This window comes from Micromonospora andamanensis (genome assembly GCF_016863495.1).
Taxonomy (GTDB): Bacteria; Actinomycetota; Actinomycetes; order Mycobacteriales; family Micromonosporaceae; genus Micromonospora; species Micromonospora andamanensis.
Window position 1 is genome coordinate 234439 of the sequence record NZ_BOOZ01000003.1, and the last position, 19936, is coordinate 254374.

At 71.8% G+C, this 19936-nt stretch carries 20 protein-coding genes; 13 read left to right on the forward strand and 7 right to left on the reverse strand.

Annotation, left to right across the window (positions count from 1 at the left end):
- Window positions 1-34 precede the first annotated feature (34 nt).
- Both Van01_RS03580 and Van01_RS03585 read right to left on the reverse strand, forming a co-directional pair.
- On the reverse strand, window positions 35-910 hold the full coding sequence (locus Van01_RS03580; RefSeq protein ID WP_373306204.1) for a polysaccharide deacetylase family protein: 876 nt from the start codon (window positions 908-910) through the stop codon (window positions 35-37).
- A gap of 69 nt (window positions 911-979) precedes the next feature.
- On the reverse strand, window positions 980-1723 hold the full coding sequence (locus Van01_RS03585) for a winged helix-turn-helix transcriptional regulator (protein ID WP_203999762.1): 744 nt from the start codon (window positions 1721-1723) through the stop codon (window positions 980-982).
- Between the two features lie 247 nt (window positions 1724-1970).
- Here Van01_RS03585 and Van01_RS03590 point away from each other — a divergent pair, with 247 nt between their 5' ends.
- The 5 genes from Van01_RS03590 (at window position 1971) to Van01_RS03605 (ending at window position 5435) form a co-directional block, all read left to right on the forward strand.
- A complete protein-coding gene (locus Van01_RS03590) occupies window positions 1971-2990 on the forward strand; it encodes a hypothetical protein (protein ID WP_203999765.1) in 1020 nt (339 codons plus the stop codon).
- A 110-nt stretch (window positions 2991-3100) separates the two neighbouring features.
- Complete coding sequence (locus Van01_RS03595; protein ID WP_203999768.1) at window positions 3101-3886, forward strand: LmeA family phospholipid-binding protein; 786 nt, start codon at window positions 3101-3103, stop codon at window positions 3884-3886.
- A gap of 72 nt (window positions 3887-3958) precedes the next feature.
- A complete protein-coding gene (locus Van01_RS33735; RefSeq protein ID WP_311202345.1) occupies window positions 3959-4036 on the forward strand; it encodes an Ms5788A family Cys-rich leader peptide in 78 nt (25 codons plus the stop codon).
- Window positions 4037-4246: 210 nt separating this feature from the next.
- A complete protein-coding gene (locus Van01_RS03600; protein ID WP_203999771.1) occupies window positions 4247-5095 on the forward strand; it encodes a sulfurtransferase in 849 nt (282 codons plus the stop codon).
- A gap of 1 nt (window position 5096) precedes the next feature.
- Window positions 5097-5435: a DUF1416 domain-containing protein gene (locus Van01_RS03605; RefSeq protein WP_203999774.1), complete on the forward strand. Its 339-nt coding sequence runs from the start codon at window positions 5097-5099 to the stop codon at window positions 5433-5435.
- A gap of 195 nt (window positions 5436-5630) precedes the next feature.
- Here Van01_RS03605 and Van01_RS03610 read toward each other — a convergent pair whose 3' ends face one another.
- Window positions 5631-10007, reverse strand: a complete 4377-nt coding sequence (locus Van01_RS03610; protein WP_239098831.1) for a S8 family serine peptidase — start codon at window positions 10005-10007, stop codon at window positions 5631-5633.
- A 290-nt stretch (window positions 10008-10297) separates the two neighbouring features.
- Here Van01_RS03610 and Van01_RS03615 point away from each other — a divergent pair, with 290 nt between their 5' ends.
- Window positions 10298-10837 (forward strand): winged helix-turn-helix domain-containing protein, encoded by a 540-nt coding sequence (locus tag Van01_RS03615; RefSeq protein ID WP_203999777.1) that lies wholly within the window; start codon window positions 10298-10300, stop codon window positions 10835-10837.
- A gap of 12 nt (window positions 10838-10849) precedes the next feature.
- Window positions 10850-11710: a protein kinase family protein gene (locus Van01_RS03620; protein ID WP_203999780.1), complete on the forward strand. Its 861-nt coding sequence runs from the start codon at window positions 10850-10852 to the stop codon at window positions 11708-11710.
- 30 nt (window positions 11711-11740) lie between these two features.
- On the opposite strand, the gene Van01_RS03625 is transcribed toward Van01_RS03620, so the two are convergent.
- From Van01_RS03625 to Van01_RS03635, 3 genes are all read right to left on the reverse strand, one after another.
- Window positions 11741-13792, reverse strand: a complete 2052-nt coding sequence (locus tag Van01_RS03625; protein WP_203999783.1) for an amylo-alpha-1,6-glucosidase — start codon at window positions 13790-13792, stop codon at window positions 11741-11743.
- Window positions 13789-14169 (reverse strand): SCP2 sterol-binding domain-containing protein, encoded by a 381-nt coding sequence (locus tag Van01_RS03630; protein WP_203999786.1) that lies wholly within the window; start codon window positions 14167-14169, stop codon window positions 13789-13791. Before Van01_RS03630 ends, Van01_RS03625 begins: the two co-directional genes overlap by 4 nt.
- A gap of 94 nt (window positions 14170-14263) precedes the next feature.
- Window positions 14264-14638, reverse strand: coding sequence for a DsrE family protein (locus tag Van01_RS03635; RefSeq protein ID WP_203999789.1), 375 nt, complete (start codon window positions 14636-14638; stop codon window positions 14264-14266).
- A 12-nt stretch (window positions 14639-14650) separates the two neighbouring features.
- On the opposite strand from Van01_RS03635, the gene mtfM reads away from it, so the two are divergent.
- Together mtfM and Van01_RS03640 are read left to right on the forward strand one after the other, a co-directional pair.
- The gene (gene mtfM / locus Van01_RS33425) at window positions 14651-14755 is read left to right on the forward strand and encodes a small membrane protein MtfM (protein ID WP_046570768.1); all 105 of its coding nucleotides are present in this window, start codon (window positions 14651-14653) and stop codon (window positions 14753-14755) included.
- A gap of 63 nt (window positions 14756-14818) precedes the next feature.
- Entirely contained in the window at window positions 14819-15421 is a 603-nt protein-coding gene (locus tag Van01_RS03640) for a heme-binding beta-barrel domain-containing protein (protein WP_203999792.1), read from the forward strand.
- Window positions 15422-15462: 41 nt separating this feature from the next.
- Here the strand turns inward: Van01_RS03640 and Van01_RS03645 are convergent, their stop codons facing one another.
- Window positions 15463-16317, reverse strand: coding sequence for an aminotransferase class IV (locus Van01_RS03645; protein WP_203999805.1), 855 nt, complete (start codon window positions 16315-16317; stop codon window positions 15463-15465).
- A 67-nt stretch (window positions 16318-16384) separates the two neighbouring features.
- Here Van01_RS03645 and Van01_RS03650 point away from each other — a divergent pair, with 67 nt between their 5' ends.
- From Van01_RS03650 to Van01_RS03665, 4 genes are all read left to right on the forward strand, one after another.
- On the forward strand, window positions 16385-16813 hold the full coding sequence (locus Van01_RS03650; protein WP_203999808.1) for a Fur family transcriptional regulator: 429 nt from the start codon (window positions 16385-16387) through the stop codon (window positions 16811-16813).
- A complete protein-coding gene (gene ygfZ, locus Van01_RS03655) occupies window positions 16810-17922 on the forward strand; it encodes a CAF17-like 4Fe-4S cluster assembly/insertion protein YgfZ (RefSeq protein ID WP_203999811.1) in 1113 nt (370 codons plus the stop codon). The genes Van01_RS03650 and ygfZ overlap by 4 nt, the downstream gene beginning before the upstream one ends.
- A 131-nt stretch (window positions 17923-18053) precedes the next feature.
- Window positions 18054-18881 (forward strand): beta-keto acid cleavage family enzyme, encoded by an 828-nt coding sequence (locus tag Van01_RS03660; protein WP_203999814.1) that lies wholly within the window; start codon window positions 18054-18056, stop codon window positions 18879-18881.
- Between the two features lie 93 nt (window positions 18882-18974).
- Window positions 18975-19934, forward strand: coding sequence for an asparaginase (locus Van01_RS03665; RefSeq protein ID WP_203999817.1), 960 nt, complete (start codon window positions 18975-18977; stop codon window positions 19932-19934).
- The last annotated feature ends 2 nt before the right edge of the window (window positions 19935-19936 follow it).

Here is a 19936-nt window from a genome sequence, read left to right on the forward strand (position 1 = left end):
GGCGCGGCGGTCCGAGTGGCGGGTGGTGCGCCCGTCACAGTCCGCGCGGTGGCAGCGCCTGGACCTCGAACCGGCCGGCCAGTTCCGGCAGGATCCGGTACAGCGCGTTGACGGTGCCCTGACGGTCGCCGCCCGCGTCGTGCAGCAGGACTATCGAGCCGGGCCGCGCCGCGTTGAGCACGGAGCTGGCGATCCGGCTGGCTCCGGGCGCCCGCCAGTCGGACGGGTCCAGCGTCCAGTGCAGCGGTGCCATGCCGAGGTCCCGGGAGACCGAGATGACCGAGTAGGTCCAGGCGCCGCCGGGCTGCCGGTACCAGGCGATGGGCGCGTCGGGCACCGCCGCGCGGATCGCCTCGCTGGTCCGCATCAGATCGGCCCGGATCACCTCGGGTGAGCGGGCGCCCAGGGCGACGTCATGGTCCCAGCTGTGGTTGCAGAGCGTGTGCCCTTCGGCCACGATCTGCTCGACCAGCCACGGGTACGCCTGAGCGTTCTTGCCGACCACGCAGAAGGTGGCCGTGACGTGGTAATCCCGCAGGATCGCGAGGACCTGGGGGGTGTAGTCGGGGTGCGGACCGTCGTCGAAGGTGAGCGCCACACCTGCGGTGCCGGTGCTCACCCGGGTACCCATCGGGCCGATGTTCGGGTCCTGCGCGTGTTCGTCGGAGCCTTGCGACCCGTCCGGCCCGGCGTCCGGCGAACGGCTCGCGTCGGGTTCGGCGTCGATGGGTGCGGACTGGTCGGCGTACTCGGGGTGGTCCGCGCCGGTCGCGGTGACAGCGGTGTCGGTGCGCGACGGGTCGGGTACCAGGCTTCGTCCGAGCAGGTACGCCGTGCCGAGCACCGCCGTCACCACGAGCGTGATGATTCCGACGGCTCGTGCCGCCCCCACCTGGTTACCGCCCACCAAAGCCCCCCGCTGGTCAACTGGCAGTCACGATAAGACCTGCCAGTCGACCAAAAAGGGCATATCGGAGTTTTAGCCTTCGATGCTGAGGGCGCGCACCGGCAGCGGCGCGTGCTCGGCAGCCTCCGACAGGGCCCGCGACGGTGGCACCACGAACTTGTAGCCGACCTGCCGCACGGTCCCGATCATCGACTCGTACTCGGAGCCGAGCTTCGCGCGCAGGCGACGAACGTGCACGTCGACAGTCCGGGTGCCGCCGAAGTAGTCGTAGCCCCACACCTCGCGCAGCAACTGGTCGCGGGTGAACACCCGACCCGGGTGCTGGGCGAGGAACTTCAGCAGCTCGAACTCCTTGTACGTGAGGTCGAGCGGGCGACCCTTGAGCTTCGCGGCGTAGGTGTCCGGGTCGATCATCAGCTCGCCGGCCCGGATGGAACCGCCGGCGCCGGCCGTCGCGTTGCTCAGCCTGCCGACCGCGAGCCGCAGCCGGGCCTCCACCTCGGCCGGGCCGGCGGAGGCGAGGATGACGTCGTCGACCCCCCAGTCGGCGTTCAGGGCGATCAGCCCGGCCTCGGTGACCACCGCGACGAGCGGTACGCCGAGCCCGGTGGCGTGCAGCATCCGGCAGGTGGCTCGGGCCTCGCTCAGCTCGGAGCGGGCGTCGACGAGCACGGCGTCCGGGCTCGGGCCAGCGACCAGGGTGCGGACGTCGCGGGGTGCGGTGCGAACCGAGTGCGGCAGCAGGTCCAGTGCCGGTAGCACTGCGGATGGTTCGCCTGCCCGGGCGGTCACCAACAGCAGGATCTCCACGATCACCTCCGTCCCGGCGGCCGGTAGCGGCCGCGCGCGACCAGCGGCACGCCTGCGGGGTGTGGCGCTGGGAACTTCCGTGGGTCCCGGCGTCGCTGACGGGCGGGTTTCGCCGTTGAGCGTAACCGATTGGTCGGGCGCGACCTCGGCGCGGTTTCCTCTTTGCCCCATCTGCCCCTGATCGCGGCTCAGGTTTTAACGTCGCGGAAACGCTGGCACCCGCGATGTGAGGTTGGTCTGGCACGATCGGTAGGTGTTTTCCTCCAACTCGCCCGAGACCGGCCGTGACCCGTGGACCGAGGACGCGTCCGCCCCGCCCGGTACCGGTCCGGTCGTGGAGACCGACGAGCGGCGCTCCCGTGGCCCACGCCGGCTGCGCCGCGGCGGGTCGGCCCGTCGTCCCGACGACGAGCCGGACGCCGACGACGAGGAGGACGAGGAACCGCCGGTCGAGGTACGCCGGCAGCTCTCCCTCGCCATCGGCGGCTTCGCCGCGCTGCTCGGCCTCGGCCTGGTCATCGCCGCGCAGACGTCCAATCCGGGTTACCGGCTGCCCTTCACCCTCGTGGTGCTCACCGTGCAGGTGCTCTTCCTGCTCGCCTGGACAATGGTCACCCGGCCGCCGGCGTTGGCGGTCGTCCTCGGGGTCGGCGCGCTGACCGCGGTGACGGCCGACGTGGTGGCCGTACGGTCGGCCGAGGCCCGGTTGGTGCCGCTCCTGTACGTCGCGGTCGGCGGAGTGCTCGCCGCGGTGCTCGGCCAACTGGTCCGGCGGGTGGACCGGGTCCGGGTGACCGACTCGCTGCGGACCACCGCGACGATCGTCTTCGGGTTGGTCGCCTTCGCCACGCTCATCGTGCTCACCCGGATCCCGGCCGGTACCCAGGCGATAGCCGTCTGCCTCACCGCGGCCGGGGTGGCGCTGACCGTCGCCCGACTCACCGACGCCGTCGCCGCCTGGCCGCGACTGGCGCCGCAGGTGCCCAGGGGCGCGGCGGGAGTGGTCGGCGGCGCCATGGTCGGCACCCTGGCCAGTGCGCTTCTCGGCGGGTACCTGGTCACCCCGTTCACCCCTACCCGGGCCGCGATCATCGGACTGGTGGCAGCGGTTGTCGCAGTACTTGCGGACCTCGCCGTCAGCTACGCGGAGGCGGGTCGACTGATGGCCGGTGAGGTGCCTCCGGTCTGGGCCGCCCGGCACGTGCAGGGGCCCCTCGGCGGTTTCGCGATGGCGGCGCCGGCCGCGTACCTGATGTGCCGGCTGGTGCTCTGACAGCCGGCGCGGGGCGGCACGTTCCGGCCGCGCGAGATTGAGAAATCCGGACCAGGGGTACCACCGGGTCGCCGCTGGCGGCATCGAGGTACGACGAGACAGGAGGCGGCGTGGAGCAGGAGCAGGCGTACGGACAGCGGCCACGGCGACGTGGACGCAAGGTGCTCATCGGGTTCGTCGTGCTGCTGCTCGTACTCGCCGGACTTGTCGCCATCGCCGACCGGGTGGCCGCGAGCGTGGCCGAGCGCACCATCGCCGACGAGGTGCGTCAGCAGGTCGCCGAGCAGGGGGCGCAGTCCTCGCCGCCCGAGGTCGAGGTGGGCGGCTTCCCGTTCCTCACCCAGGTGCTCGACGGCCGGTACGAACGCATCTCGATCAAGTTGCGGGACGTGCAGGCGTCGGTGCAGGGCGACGCGGTCGCGCTGCCCAGCCTGGACGTCGACGCCCGGAACGTACGGGCGTCGCTCGACACCCTGCGCACCGGCCAGGGTGAGGTGGTTGCCGAGACCGTCAACGGCACCGGCACCATCAGCTACCAGAGCCTGGCGGCCCTGCTCGACCGGGAAGGGCTGACCCTCGGCGAGCGGGACGGGCAACTCGCCGTCACCGCCCCGGTGGACGTCCTCGGCCAGCGGCTGACCGTCACCGGCACCGCCGACATCGTCGTCGGCGAGGAGGGGCAGGTGGCGTTGAAGTTTGACGACCTGAACGCCGAAGGGCTGCCGGACGTGCCGTTGGCCCGCACCCTGGTGAACAACTTCGCGCGCAGCATCTCGGTCGACGTGCCCCTGCCGGAGTTGCCGTTCCAGCTCACCGTCCGCGAGGTCCGGCCGCAGCCGCAGGGGCTGACGGTGACCGCCGACGCACGGGACGTGCCGATCAACTCGGCCGGCTGATCGCCGGCCCGGTGTCCCGGATGCTGGTCGGGCCGGTAGAGATATCTGGGATCGCTGGTAGGCTCCCTGCTCATGGGGACGCTCCTCACCAAACGGCGCGCGGTCGACCTGTGCCGCGTGGCCACCTGCCTGTGTCGCCCCGTCATCTGACGGCGGGGCTGTCTCGGGCCGCTCAGCGGCCAAGGCACTCGGGGTCGCGTACCTAGTTCCCGGTGCATCCCACCAAACGCCCGGCAGCGGCGCCGTCGCACGAACCCGTGATCCGTTCCTAGCTATGGGTCCCGCGCGTGGTGCGACACCTTCACATCCCACGACCTCCGCGCGCTGGCTCACCATCCATCCTCACCAGGGAGTGATCTGATGAGTCGCGACACCGCACTCGTCTCGGCCGAGTGGGCCGAGAAGAACCTCGACGCCCCGGGCGTCGTCTTCGTCGAGGTCGACGAGGACACCTCGGCCTACGACTCCGGCCACATCGCCGGTGCCATCAAGTTGGACTGGAAGACCGACCTCCAGGACCCGGTCCGCCGGGACTTCGTCAACAAGACCCAGTTCGCGGCGCTGCTCTCCGAGCGGGGCATCAGCAACGACGACACCGTCATCCTCTACGGCGGCAACAACAACTGGTTCGCCGCGTACGCGTACTGGTACTTCAAGCTCTACGGCCACCGCGACGTCAAGCTGCTCGACGGTGGTCGCAAGAAGTGGGAGCTGGACGCCCGCCCGCTGGTCAAGGACACGGTGACCCGCCCGGCCACCCAGTACGTCGCCGGCGAGCCGGACACCAGCATCCGGGCCTTCCGCGACGAGGTCGTCGACGCGATCGGCACCAAGAACCTGGTCGACGTGCGCAGCCCCGACGAGTACGCCGGCCGCCTGCTCGCCCCCGCCCACCTGCCGCAGGAGCAGGCGCAGCGGGGCGGCCACATCCCGACCGCGATAAGCGTGCCGTGGTCGAAGGCGGCGAACGAGGACGGCACCTTCAAGTCCGACGACGAGCTGCGCAGGATCTACGGTGAGGCCGGGCTGGACGACAGCAAGGAGACGATCGCCTACTGCCGGATCGGCGAGCGTTCCTCGCACACCTGGTTCGTCCTCCAGGAGCTGCTGGGTCACCGCAACGTGAAGAACTACGACGGATCGTGGACCGAGTACGGCTCGCTTGTCGGTGTGCCGGTGGCGCTCGGCGATGAGCCGGGGGAGGCCTGAGATGACCGCACCCACCGCAGCGAGCACCACCGCCGCCGGCTGCGCCGCCCCGGACCAGGCCGCCCCGCTGCCGGCCGGCCTCGACCTGGAACGGGAGACCGTCATCACCGGTGTCGTCCGCTCCGCGGCGGGCGAGGCGGTGCCGGGCGCGTACGTCCGGCTGCTCGACTCGACAGGTGAGTTCACCGCCGAGGTGGTGACCTCGCCGGCCGGTCAGTTCCGCTTCTTCGCCGCACCTGGTGCCTGGACGTTGCGGGCGCTCTCCCGCCAGGGCAACGGGGACACCACGGTGACCGCCGGTCGCGGCATCAACGAGGTGTCCGTCACCGTCACCGACTGACCCACGCTCTGATCGTCCCGTGGCCCGCGTGCCTCCCGAAGGAGGAACGCGGGCCACGCGCCGTCCGGGCCGCCGCGCGACTGCGCTGACGTTGCTGCTTCGACGACGGCCGGATGTGGCAGTGTCCCCGAAACTGCTGGGCCTCCCTGGCGGGGCGCCGGCCCGGGAGGGTCGGCGCCCCGTGGTGCGGGAGGGTCAGATTCCGGTGGCTCTGGTGCAGTTGGCGACCGGGTCCAGGGCGAAGTCGAGCGTGCCGACGATGCCCGCCTCGACCCGGTGGCGCTGCACCTGCGGCACCCAGCCGTCCTTGGCCACGATCACCTCGTAGCGGCCCTTCGGCAGCCACCAGGCGTAACGGCCGTTGGCGTCGGCCGTCAGCGTCGTGCCGGTGCCGGCCGAGATCAGGTTCACCCGGACCGTGGCCGGGATGCCGACCGTGACGCCGCCGCAGGTCGTACCCGTGACGGTGCCCCGGATCTTGCCCCAGCTGGCCGGCGGCGACACGTTCATCTCCACCGAGACCGGGGTGACCGGGTAGGGGGTGTCGGAGGCGATGGCGAGTTCGCCCGCGTACCGGCCGGGTTGGGCGACGCCCGCAGCCTCGGTGGCGGTGAGGGTGACGGTCACCGTCCGGGACTCACCAGGTGCCAGGGTGAACGCGGTCGGGGAGCTACCCAGCCAGGGCAGGTCCGCATCGGCGGCGCAGAGTTCCAGGCCACCGAGCCGTTCGCTGTCCGCGCTGCCCACGAAGGAACTGGGCGACCCGCCGACCTTGTACGCGCCGCATGCGGCGGCCCCCCGGTACCTGCTGAACCGGACGTTTGGCAGGTCCCGCCAGGCTCCGGTGACCGGGTCGAAGCCGACGGTGCGGTTGGTGACCGCCGTCGATCCGTCGGTCACCCCGCCGGCCAGCACCAGCAGCCCACCGGCCGCCGCGTACTGCGAACCCCACAGCTCCAGCGGCAGCTCCGGCAGCGGACTCCAACTGTTTGCCGCGGGGTCGTACCGGTAGGCGTCGGTGTACTCGGTGCTGCCCGTGCCGCCGGCACAGTAGACCGAGGCACCGATCCCGCCGCAGGCCAGCCACGACACCGGGTGCGGGTAGGCGGCACCGGTGCTGAACGTGCCGGTCGCCGCGTCGAAGACCACCAGCCCGTCGCTGTCGGTGCAGGTGGCGTCCGCGCAGCCACCCACGAGATAGACCTTCCCACCGACCACTGCCGCACCGGCCGCCGCGACCGGGGCCGGATTTGTCACCCCCGGCAGGGTGCTCCAGGTTCCGGCGGCCGGGTCGAAGACGTCGACGGTGGCGACTGTCGCATCGTCAGCCCCCCAACCTCCGATCACGTAGAGCTTGCCGCCGACCGCCGCCGCGGCGGGCTTGGAGCGCACCGTCGGCAGGTCAGGCAGGGCCGTCCAGGCGCCAGGCCCCGGGTCGTACGCCCAGGCCTTGCGCTCGGTGCCGGTGCCACCGCCACCACCGACCGAGTAGATCTTCCCGTCCAGCCAAGCGGCGGCGTTGTCGAAGATGGCCGCCGGCAGCTTGGCGATCTCGCTCCACGCCTCGTCCTCGGCGATCGTGGCCTCGGGTGCCGCCCCGCCGTACGCGGTGCCGGTGCGGGCCTTGCTGATCCCCTTCATCTTCTGCTCCCGCAGCGGTGCGCCGGCGCGCCTGAGCAGTTCGAACTGACCGGCGCGTTCCAGCAGGTCGACACTTGCCGGCGCGGTACCGGTGTTGCGAACCGTCACCCGGGTGGTGCGGGTGCTGCCGTACGGCTGGTGCGACTCGATAGTCGTCGGGCTGACGGTCAGCCGGCCGGCGGCGAGGGCGAAGTTCGCCCGTTTGACCTTGTCGGCGGTGACCGTCACGTCCTTGGTGACAGGCGCGTACGGGGTGCGGTCGGCGGTGAACGGGTGGGTGCCGGTGAGGTCCGAGAAGAGCCAGTAGAAGCCGTCCGGCTCGGCCGGGTCCTCGGGCGTGGCGGCCGAGACCGCCATGTTCTCAGGACGGTCGTCGCTGACCACTGTCACGCCGTTGAGCGGGTCGCCGGTGTTGCGGTCGGTGGTGGTGCCGACCACCAGCCCGCCGGGCACCGGCGAGCATTCCCGGTTGACCACCTGTACGTCGTCCACCTGCCACCACCAGGCGAAGGTGCCCTTGAACCGGAATCGAACGAGCGCGGACGCGGCGTTCGCGGCCGGGTCGAGCGGCACCTCCTCGATCCGGGGACCACGTCGGCTGGCGGTCTGGTGCCAGACGTTCGTCCAGGTGGCCCCGGAGTCGGTGGAGACATCGATGTCGGCGGTGTCGCTGATGCCGACGGCCCGCCAGTCGCTGCGGAACCGCAGCACCGGTGCTGCCGTCGTGGACATGTCGATCGGCGGGGCGATCAAATCGGTGTCCTGCGTGTTGCCGGAGCCGAGGGCGTCGCTGTCGATGATGGCGAAGCCACCGCTGCCGCCGGTGAGGTTGCCCCGGGAGCGGGGATCGTTGAAGACCCAGCCGCCGGAGGCGGTCCGGTTCGCCACCGTCCAGCCGGCGGGTGCGCTCGTCCCGTCGAAGCTCTGCGTGAGCAGCGGCGTGCCGAACTGCGCCGTGTACCCGGCCGCCGTGCAGGCGGCGTCGACGGGTACCGCCACGTTCACGGTTGTGGCGTCGCCGCCCACGGCCACCTCGCGGGTGACGGTGCGGTAACCCGGGTACCTGGCGGTGACGGTCAGCCGGTATGTGGTGTTGCCGGGCAGGGTGAAGGAGTAGCGGCCGGTCACCGGATCGGTGAAGACCGGATCACCGGGCCGGCCGGCGACCTCGATCCTGGCGTACAACGGCCAGCCGTGGCCGGAACCGTCGGTGACCTTGCCGCTCACCGTGACCGTCGGGGTGGCGAGCAGGCTGAAGTCCCGGCTGACGGTGCCGCCGTCGGGCACCGTGACCGTCGCCGACTGCTCGGCGTAGCCGAAGGCGCTTACCGAGAGGGTGGTCTCGCCGGCTGGCACGCTCAGCGTGTACCGACCGTCGGCGCCGGTGGTGCTGCTGCGGGTGCCGTCGGTCACCGTCGCGCCGGACACCGGATCGTCGTCAGCGGAGTCGGTGACCACACCTGTGACCCGGCCGACCGGCCCCCGGGGTGCGTCCCGCACCGCCGCGTACGCGTCGAGCCGCCCCTCGCCGAAGACGTTGTTGTCGGCAGGCGTACCTCCGCAGGTGGTGGCGTCGACGTCGCGGGCCGTGCGGTCCAGCAGTTCCTCGGTGGCGGCGAGGTCTCCGCGCAGACCGGGTGCCGCCGCCCAGAGCAGTGCCACGGTGCCGGCCACGTGCGGCGCGGCCATCGAGGTGCCGCTGAACGAGGCGTATCCACCGTTACGGACGCTGGACCGGACGCTGCTGCCCGGCGCGGCGATGTTGGGCTTCAGCGGTTCGGTACCGGAGCCGCGCCCGGAGAATCCGGCGATCGTGTTGTTCACGTCGTACGCGCCGACCGCGTAGGCGTTCGGGTAGTCACCTGGTGAACCGGCGCTGCCGCAAGCCGGACCGTCGTTGCCGGAGGAGAAGACGGGGAACATGCCGGCGGCCCGCCAGGCGGCGACCGTCTGCTGGTACCAGAGGTCACCACCGTCCCCGCCCCAGGAGTTGTTCACGATGTCCGGGCGGAGGTCGGGTCGGGGGTTCTGGCCGGCGGCGTCGGTGGGGGCGAGCACCCACTGACCTGCGGCGAGCAGCGAGGCGTCGGAGCAGTTGTCCGACTCGCAACCCTTGGCGGCGATCCACTTCGCGCCCGGGGCGACACCGATCTGGTTGCCCGCACCGTCGTCACCGACCATGGTGCCCATCGTGTGGGTGCCGTGGTCGTTGTTGTCGCAGGGCGCGGTGCCGGCGCACACGCCGGCCGGGTCGAACCAGTTGTACGCGTGGTCGAAGCTGCCGCCGCCGAGGTTGCCCCGGTAGGAGGCGACCAGCGCGGCATGGTCGTAGCGCACGCCACTGTCGATGTTGGCGACCACGACACCCTCGCCACGAGCACCGAACTCGTCCCAGACCCGGGGTGCGCCGATGTTCGTCAGTCCCCATTCGACGGCTGCGGTTCGGGCTCGCGTGACCTCGGTCTCGGTGGGCTGGATCAGCGGATAGCTGCGGCTCGGCGCGATCCGGGCCACCTCCGGCCGGCGGGCGATCTCGTCGAGCAGCGCCTTGTCACCCTCCACCCGCAGCGCGTTGGCGATCCAGTACGCGGTGTGCGGCACCTTGCGCTCGTCGAGCAGCGTACGCAGATCGCGTTGGGTGCGGTCGGCCGTGTCGGTGAGCAGCCGGTGCACCTCGCCGGCCCGGGCGTCGGGATCGCGGAGCCGGCCGGCCTGCGCCAGCGGCGCGGTCTCGGTCAGATAGACCAGAAAGGGTGCGGTCGACGTGGTGCCGAGCTGGTCGAGCAGCGCCGGGTCGACGGTGGCTCGGTGCGCCACCGGCGGTTGGGTCGGCGCGGCGATGGCGGGCTGGCCGGTGACGCACAGCACGGCTGCGGTCAGCACCGCCACCGCCCGCCATCGTGGCGACCGGGTGGATGGTCGTGTGAACAAGGTTCCTCCCCACGTCGTCGGTCCCGATCCGTTCGGGCCCGCACACCCGCGCGCCGCGACGCGGCGGCGCGGAGCGGCCGGGGCGATGTGGGTGGCCGGTGGTGGTGCCTCCGCCCGCTGAGAGTCATGCTCTTGCGCCGACCGTCAGTGATCAATGGACGGCGTCGGTCAGTACTCGGTCAGTGACGAGGCGCGATTCTGACCGTTAGGCTGAATCGGGCGTCATCGGTGACCGTCTTTGGCGATCGAGGGAAGTCGCAGGTCAGAGGGTTGCGCTCGGGGGAGGCGTCGTGTCCGGTCCAGAGTTTCCGATAGTTGTCTGCGTCAGCTCCGACGCCACCGTGCGGCAGCGGGTCGTGCAGCGGCTGGACGGTGTCGGGCCGGTGGTGATCTGCGCCGACCTCGCCCAGTTGAGGGCCATGTTCCCCGCCCCGCCGCCGGAGCCGGCCGGGCCGAGCGACGATCACGACGAGCGCCCCACGGCCCGGCCGGCCAACTGGGGGGATCTGGTGGTCGACCGGGCCGGGCACCTGGTCACCTGGCGCGGCACGCCGCTGGGGCTGACCCGTACCGAGCGGGAACTGTTGGCGCGGCTGGTCAGTCCACCTGTCACGGTGTGGAGTTACGAGCGGCTGTTCGCCTCCGTCTGGGGCGGTGCCTACCTCGGCGACACGGCGATCCTGCACTCGGCGGTGAAGCGGTTGCGTCGCAAACTGCGGACGCTCGTCGACGGGCCGCAGGTGCAGACCGTACGCGGCGTCGGCTACCGGCTGAGCTCGCCGCCGGAGGCGGCCGGCGGGCGTCCCGACGGCAGGCCGCGCCCGGCGTGACACGATGACCGGGTGAGCAGCACCGTCCACACCGGGTACCCCCCACCGACAGGTCCCCGGCCACCGGCCACCGGCCCCCGGTGGCCGCGCTGGCTGATCGCGGCGACTGTGGTCTGGGCGGTGCTGTTGGCCGGCCTCACCTGGGTCTCGTCGGCCCAGGATCCGCCGACCGTCCGGGAACAACGCACCCTCACCCAGGCCGGGTCGGTGGTCGACGGTGCCGTCGGTCAACTGGTCGCGGCGGCTGACGGCGGCGTGCCGGCGCTGACCCCACCCGAGGTCGACAGAGGCTGCCGGATCAGCCCTCTCGCCGACGGTGCGACGCTGACCCGCGCTGTCGATCTGGCCGCGCCGGTGGGCGAGGAGCAGGCCCTGCTGGAGCGGATCGCCGACCGGCTGCCCGAGCGGTGGCGGGCCGGTGTCCGGCGCACTCCCGAGGGTCCCCGACTGCGCGGCGACGCGGGCGAGTTCGTCACGGTGACCGGACGGCCGGCGACCGACGGTCGGATCCGGTTCACCGTCGAGACCGGGTGTCGTCCGGTGGGCGACGACTACGACGCGGCCGGGACCACCCCGGCGGGCCCCGAGGTCGGCGCGCTGGCCGAGGCGGTGCGTGCGCTCGGTGGCGGGGCCGACGGCCCGGAGTCGGTGGTGACCGCCCCCTGCCCCGGCGGCGGGGTGGCCCGTACCGTCCGGTCCGTCGTCGACCAGGTGGCAACGGGGCCGCAGGCCGCGCTCGCGCCGTTGGCCGGCGGCACGCCTGTGGTGGAAACCCCCGAGGTGTACGCCTACCGGCGCGACGACGTCGCGGTGCTCGCCGATTTCCAGCCGGAGCGGGTCGTGGTCTTCGCGACCACCGGTTGCCCCGGCTGAGCCGCGCCACCTCGCGGAGCGGGCTGCCGCTCAGTCCGGCCGGCTCGGGCCCTCGTCGCGGCTGCGACCCAGCGCGTCCACCCGACCCCACCGACCGGGGATGTCCAGCAGTTCCACCCGGCCCATCCCGGGCGGCACGTACGGGTCGATGATCAGGTGCTCGCCCTGGGGTTCGAGTCCGAGCATGACCCGGAGCAGCAGCAGCGGTGTGCCCGCCGACCAGGCCTGCGGGCTGCACGCGGTCGGGTACTCCACCGGGTAGTCGGTCAGGTCGCGTTCGTAGCCGGCGAATGCCTCCGGCAGCCGGCCGGCGAAGTAGCGGGACGCCGCCAACATCGACTCGCAGATCTTTCCCGCCTCCTCCCGGAGACCGTACTTCCACAGCCCCCACGCGATTATCGAGTTGTCGAACGGCCAGACGGTGCCGACGTGGTAGCCGATCGGGTTGTAGCGGCCCTGGTCGTCGGCGAGGGTACGGACGCCCCAGCCGGAGAAGAGCCGGGGACCGACAAGGTGTTCGGCGACCCGCCGGGCCCGGGATTCATCGACGATGCCACTCCAGAGCAGGTGCCCGATGTTGCTGGTGAGGGCGTCGACCGGGCTGCCGTCGGAGTCCAGGGCCAGCGCGTAGTACTCCTTGTCGGGCAGCCAGAAGTCCCTGTTGAAACGCTCCTTCAGCTCGGCGGCCTCCCGTTCCAGCCGGTCGGCGTAGATCGGGTCGTTCCAGTGCAGCCGGGCCATCCGAGCGCCGCGCAGCTTGGCGTCGTAGGCGTAGCCCTGCAACTCGCAGGTGGCCCGGGGAAAGCTCGGCAGCCGACCGTCGGAGTAGCAGATCGCATCCCAGGAGTCCTTCCAGCACTGGTTCTCCAGACCGACCTGGGGACTGCGGGTCTGGTACCAGACGTATCCGGTGCCGAGCAGGTCGCCGTAGGTGTCGATCCAGGTCAGCGCGGCCCGCGCCGAGGCCTCCAACCGTTTGACCAACGCGCCGTCGCCGGTCCACCGCTCGTACTCGTCGAGCAGGATCACGAACAGGGCTGTCGAGTCGGCCGCGCCGTAGTAGGGCGTGTGGGGCTGCTCCTCGAAGCCGGCGGTCTCGCCGTAGCGCAACTCGTGCAGGATCTTGCCCGGCTCCTCGTCGCGGAAGTCGTCCACCCGGTGGCCCTGGAGCCCCGCAAGCATTGTCAACGTCGGCGGGATCAGCTCCGGCATGAAGGGCAGCACCTGAAGCGAGGTGAAGATGCTGTCCCGGCCGAACAGGGTCATGAACCAGGGCAGGCCGGCGGCCATCAGGCGGACGCCGAGCGCGATCGACTCGTACCGCAGCGCGGCCAGGTCGTTCAGGCTGCGCCGGTACGCCCCGGCCAACGGCTCGCAGTCGCAACCCAGCTTCGGCGCCCGGGCGATGAACTCGGCGTGTTCGGCCTCGATGGCGGCCGTCGTCCGGCTGCCCGCGAAGGGCAGTAGGGAGCGGACGTCCTGACCGCGGGCACCGTAGATCACCGTGTTGACCGTCAGCCGGGTGGTCCACTCGCCGTGCGGCCCGATCCGGATCGGAAAGGTCATGCCCCGGCGGTCGACCTGGGCTGCGGCAGTGCTGTGGATCGTCGTCTCGCGGTGGAACGCGTCCCGGCGGTAGGTCAGCCGCAACGAGTCCTCGCCGGGCGCCGCGGTGTTGTGTCCCTTCTTGCGCTTGGTGTCCTTGATCTCGAAGATGTCCGCGAAGTCGGCGGCCATCTCCATCCGGACGGTGAAGCTCATCTCCTGCCCGGAGTGGTTGAGCACTGTCAGTTCCTCGGACAGGTCGCCGCTTATCGCCCGACTCCTGATCACCGAGACCTTCGCGTCCAGGAAATGGGTCGGTTCGCCCGGAACCAGGAAGTAGCGGGTCTTGTGGGATTCGGAATCGTCGATGGAGAGGGCGTGCAGCCGTTCGCCGTCGATCAGCAGCAGCCAGGTGGAGAGGAAACGGGTGTCGAAGGAGAACAGGCCGGTGGGGAAGTCCAGCGACGGCTCCACGTCCCCGCGACGGTCGCTGACCAGGAAGGTGTTGCCGTCGAGGATGCTCACCAGTTCCTTCACCGGGTCCACCTGGCATGCTCGCGGGCCACCTCGCGCGGATCCCGGGTGCCGGGCGCGGATGGGAAGAACCGGCGGAACGCGAGGAACAGCACCACGTCGCCACGGAAGGTGCTCTCGTTGCGGAACGTCGTGGCGATGGCCTGCGCCCGTCCGGTGGCCAACCGGTCGAAGAGATCCACCGAGCAGTACCAGGTGGCGTCCCCCGGCTCGGCGCCCTGCCCGACCTCGGCGACCCCCGGCCGCATTCGGACCAGCCAGTGCTCGGTGCGGTGCCCTTCGGTCAGGTCGATCCGCAGCGTTCCCATGGCCGGACCGCGCAGGACCTCCGGGGCGCGGGCCGGCAGGGTCGCGAAGAACTGCTGGGTGGCCTCGGTCACATCCGAATCGTAGGCATTCGCCCGCCTTGTCGGGCGGGTTCCGTCGCCTTCCCAGGTGCTGGCCGCCGAGCCTTCCCGGACGCTGTCCGGCGAGTCAGTAGATGAGCGCCTGCGCGCCCTCGGCCATCGTCTCCTCGACGAAGACGGCGGCCCCGGCGATCCGTACCCCGGGGATCACGTCGCCGGAGTCGATGTCCCGCCGGGCGGCGCACTGGGTGCAGGCCGTCACCGTGCCGGTGGCGAGGACTACGTGCAGCAGCTCGGCCAGCGGGGCGGAGTGCGGCAGCTCGAAGTTCTGCGCCCGACCGGGCAGTGCGAACCAGGTCGACTCCCCGGTCAACCAGAGCGAGACGGGCACCCCGGCGGCGGCCGCGGTGGCTGCCACGGTGAAGGCCTGGGCGCACCGTTCCGGTGCGTCGGCACCGGCGGTGGCCTTGACGACGAGAGTGCGGGCCATGCCTGCCAGCATAGGATGACCCGGATGGTCACCGAGATCGGGTTCGTCAGCCTGCTGGTCGCCGGCTTGGGCGCGCTCGCCGGTGGCCTGGTCTACCTGGCGGTACGCATATCGAGAGGCAAGTGGTGATCCGGTGAGTGCGAGGAGTGAGCCGGTTTTGCGAGCCCCGCAGTCGCGAACGAAGGTGATCCGGTGAGTGCGAGCAGTGACGACAATCCGTTGGCGCCGCCGCCCTGGCTGAACGCGCCGCCGGTCGAGGCGTACCCCTTCGAGGAGAGCCACGACCTGCGGGTCGGCCCGAAACTGCACCCCGCGCTCGACGGCCTGCTGCCGTACATCGGCGTGTGGCGGGGGCGCGGACGAGGTGGCTTCCCCACCATCGAGGACTTCGACTTCGCCCAGGAGATCCGGATCAGCCACGACGGGCGGCCGTTCCTGCACTACGAGTCGCGGGCGTGGATCCTCGACGAGCAGAGCCGTCCGGTCCGGCCAGCCGGTCGCGAGGTCGGCTGGTGGCGTCCGGTGCTGGACGGCGACCGGGCCACCGACGAGCTGGAGGCCCTGCTGACCACCCCGACCGGGGTGATGGAGCTGCACCTCGGCCGGCGCAAGGGCACCCAGGTGGAGTTCGTCACCGACGCGGTGGTGCGGACCGCCACCGCGAAGGAGGTCACCGCCGGGCACCGCCTCTTCGGCATCGTCGAGGGTGCCCTGCTCTACGCGCAGGACATGGCCGCTGTCGGCCAGCCGCTCTCCCCGCACCTGTCCGCCCGCCTGCTCCGGGTCGCCGGCTGACCCGCGTCCCGACCCGGGCCAGCCGGCCGGCTGACCCAGGTTCAGGGCAGCGGTAGCGGGAAACCGAGCAGGTCCTGCAACTGCCGGGTACGCCGGGCAGGTCGGAGCGGCTCACCGTCGAGGGTGTGCACCGCGACCAGGCCGCGTACCGACGAGGTGAGCCAGACCCCGTCGGCCTCGCGCAGACCTGCCGGGGTGACCATGCGCTCGGCGGCGTCGCAACCGACCTCGGCGCAGTGGGCGAGCAACCAGGCGACAGTGGTGCCGGGCAGGATGCCGGTGCGGCCGGCGGGCACCGTGCAGAGCGTCTCCCCGGCCAGCCAGACGAGGTTGGCTGTCGGTCCTTCCAGTGCGTACCCGTCGGAGGAGATCCAGAGCACGTCGTCCACGCCGGCCCGGGCGGCCCAGCGACGGGCGGCGCTGCTCGCCCCGTACGACGTCGACTTGATGCCCACCGGAAGCCAGTCCAGTTCCGGGCGGGCCTCGGCGGGCACCCCCAGGGAGAGGGTGGCCACACCCACCCCGTCGTGCCGGGCCTGCCGGGCCGCGGAGGCGACCTCCGACAGGGTGGCGTACACGGTGGGCGGGCCGCCGCCCTCCGGCCCCCGGGTGCAGATCAACCGCAGCGCACCCTCGACCTCGGCCGGCCACCCGTCGGCGACCTCGTCCAACAGCTCCAACAGGGCGGCATCCGCCGGCAGGGTCAGTTCCACGGCCGACGCGCCGGTCCGCAGCCGGGCCAGGTGTTCCGCGCGCAGCCAGGCCCGCCCGCCGCGTAGGTGCATGGTCTCGAAAAGCCCGTCACCTCGCAGTACGCCGAGGTCGTCGCCGCGCAGCACCGGCTCACCGGCCGGCAGCCGGCCCCGACCCAGCACGCCGATCCGGGAGGTCACCACGGGGGCCGAGCATAGTGCGGTACCTGTCGCGCGGGGAGGTACCGCAGCGCCGAACTATGATCGGTGGGTGTCCGAATCCTCCCTCGCGGAACTGCTCCGCGCCCGTGGGCTGCGGCTGACGGCGCAACGACAGCTGATCCTCCAGGCGGTGCTGGACCTTGGGCACGCCACCCCTGAGCAGGTGCACACCGCAGTACGCGAGGTGGCCGCCGGGGTCAACATCACCACCATCTACCGCACGCTGGAGCTGCTGGAGCGGCTCGGCCTGGTCACCCACACCCACCTCTCGCACGGGTCGCCGACCTACCACGCCGCCGGGGAGGACCAGCACGTACATCTGGTCTGCCGCGAGTGCGGGGCGATCGACGAGATGGATCCGGAACTGATGCGTCCGCTTTCCGACCAGTTGGCCGGGGAACGGGGTTTCCGGGTGGACATCGGCCATGTCTCCTTCTTCGGCCTCTGCGCGCGGTGCGGAAACGGGGAAAAGGCATGATCGACATTGCCGGTGCGGTGGCCGTGGGGAGCATCGACGAGGCCAGTCGGGACCAGCCGGAGCCGGCGCACGCCGCAGCCGGCGTGCGGGGCGTGGCCGCGCACTACGGCGACCCGATGCGCGAGCAGCGCCAGCTCACCACCGAGGTCGGCCTGGTGGACCGGTCCCACCGGGGCGTCATCGCGGTGCCGGGTGCGGAGCGGATCTCCTGGCTGCACACCCTCACCACCCAGCACCTGGCCGAGTTGAGCCCCGGGCAGGGCACGGAACTGCTCGTGCTGTCGCCGCACGGCCATGTCGAGCAGCACGCCATGGTGGCCGAGGACGGCGACACCACCTGGCTCGACACCGAGCCGGGGGCGACCGCCGGGCTGTTGACCTATCTGGAGAAGATGCGCTTCTTCAGCCAGGTCGACCCGCGTGACGCCACCGCCGAGCACGCGCTGCTGTCGCTTGTCGGCCCGAAGGCCCCCGAGGTGACGGCCCTGCTCGACGTGCCACCGCTCGCCGAGCCGGACGTGGTGGGCCTGCCCGGCCCGAAGTTCCGGTCGGGGGAGTTGCCGCCCCGCCCGACCGCCCGCTACGACGTACAGCCGCTGCCGCAGGGTGGGTGGGCCCGGCGCGGTCCGCTCGGGGTGGACCTGCTGGTGCCCCGGCCCGCGATGGACCAGGTTGTCGCGCGGCTGCGCGACAACGGGGTGCCGCCGGTCGGTCTGTGGGCGTACGAGGCGGTGCGGGTGGCCGCCCGGCGGGCCCGGGTCGGCGTCGACACCGACCACCGGACGATTCCCGCCGAGGTGAACCTGATCGCCCCGGCCGTGCACCTGGACAAGGGCTGCTACCGGGGGCAGGAGACGGTCGCCCGGGTGCACAACATGGGCCGTCCGCCGCGCCGGTTGGTGTTGCTGCACCTCGACGGGGTGGCCACCGACCAACTGCCGGTCGCCGGTACCCCGGTGACGTTCGACGGCCGTACTGTCGGCTTCGTCGGCACGGCGGTGCTGCATTACGAGCTGGGCCAGGTCGCGCTCGCGGTGGTCAAGCGTTCGGTGCCCGACGATGCCGCCCTCCGCGTCGGCGACAGCGCCGCCGCCATCGACCCCTCATAGAGGGTTTCCTGCATTCGGCCGACCCGGCGGCGAGGATCCGGGGCCGGGCCCGGTCCCCTGATCCGGCGGTCGCATGGTGTGGCCACCCCGCCGGCCCCGCTGGTGACCGGGGGCGCTCTAGGATCGCCGGCATGACGACAGGGACGTTGATCACGGTTGCCCCCACCGGCGCGGAGTCGGCGAAGACCGAGGTACCGGCGCTGCCGGTGACCCTCGACGAGCTGCTGCTCACCGCCAAGGAGTGCGAAGCGCTGGGTGCCTCCGTGATCCACGTGCACATCCGGGACGACGCGGCACGGCCGACCCTGGACCAGGGGCGGCTCCGCGCGACGGTGGCGGCGCTCCGCGAGGGCACCGACCTCATCGTGCAACTGTCCACCGGGGGTGCGGTCACCGACCCCGAGGCCGACCGGCTCGCCGTGCTGGACGCGGCACCGGACATGGCCTCCTGCACCATGGGGACCGTCAACTTCGGCGACGAGGTCTTCCTCAACCGCTGGGAGTTCATCGTCGACCTGCACACCCGGATGCAGGAACGGGGCATCGTGCCGGAGTACGAGATCTTCGATCTCGGTCACCTCAGCGCACTCCAGCGCCTGTTGGGGAAGTACGGCCTGCCGCACGGCGGCCACGTCCACGTCGACTTCGTGATGGGCGTGCCGGGTGGCATGCCGGGCACCACAGCGACGCTCGTCGCGGCTCAGCAGATGCTCCGGGATCTGCCCGAGGGCACCACCTTCTCGGCGACCGGCATCGGCCGTACCAGCCTTCCGGTGCTGCTCGCCGCGCTCTCGGCCGGCGGGCACCTGCGGGTCGGGATGGAGGACACGGTCACCTACGCCAAGGGCCGTCCGGTGGAGTCGAACATGCAACTTGTCGCGCGTGCGGTCGGCTTCGCCCAGCTCGCGCAGCGTCCGCCGCTGAACACCGCCGAGGCCCGCGCGCTGCTCGGCCTGTAAGGCACCAGTCGCCCGGCGTTCTTTACCCCCGGAGGTGGACTCCCTGCTCACCCCCGCGTGAGCGTGGGCCGATGCCTCGGTACCGTCCACGTCGTGGGAAAGACGTACGAGGGCGGCGTACCGCTCGCCGAGGTGGTCCGGTCCGGCTTCGTGGAGGGTGTGCACCGGGGGTCGGTGGTGGTGCTCGACAGCACCGGCACGCCCCTGGCCGGCGCGGGTGACGTCACCTCGCCGATCTTCCCCCGCTCGTCGAACAAGCCGATGCAGGCGGTCGGGATGCTCCGTGCCGGCCTGTCGCTCACCGAGCCCGCCGAGCTGGCCATCGTCGCGGCCAGTCACGCCGGGGAGGAGTTCCACCTGGCCCGGGTCGCCGGGCTGCTCGCGGGGGCCGGGTTCGACGAGGACGCCCTGCACTGCCCACCGGACCTGCCGGCGGGCGACGAGGCGCGGATGGCGGTGCTGCGGGCCGGGGGCGGGCCGACCCGGCTCCAGATGAACTGTTCCGGCAAGCACGCCGGAATGCTGCTGACCTGCCGCTCCGCCGGTTGGCCCGTGGACGGCTACTGGCGCGCCGACCACCCGCTCCAGCTGTCGCTGCGCGACACGGTGGCGGAGTTCACCGGCGAGGAGCCGGTGGCGGTAGGTGTGGACGGCTGCGGTGCCCCGGTGCTGTCCGCGTCGTTGACCGGACTGGCCACGGCGTACCTGCGGTTGGTCGCCGCCGAGATCGACACCGGGGCGGGGAAGGTGGCCGCCGCGATGCGGGCCCACCCCGAGCTGGTCGGCGGTACGCAGGCGGACGACACCCGACTGATGCGTGGTGTACCCGGGCTGTTGGCGAAGATCGGCGCGGAGGGTGTCATCGCCATGGCGCTGCCCGGCGTCGGTGCCGTGGCGCTCAAGATCGACGACGGCGCCGGCCGCGCCCGCATGCCGGTCCTGGTCTCGGCCCTGCGCCGGCTCGGCGTCGACGCGCCGGTGCTGACCGAGTTCGCCGAGCTCCCGATCTTCGGCGCCACCCTCCCCGTAGGCGCCACCCGCCCCCTCTGGTAACC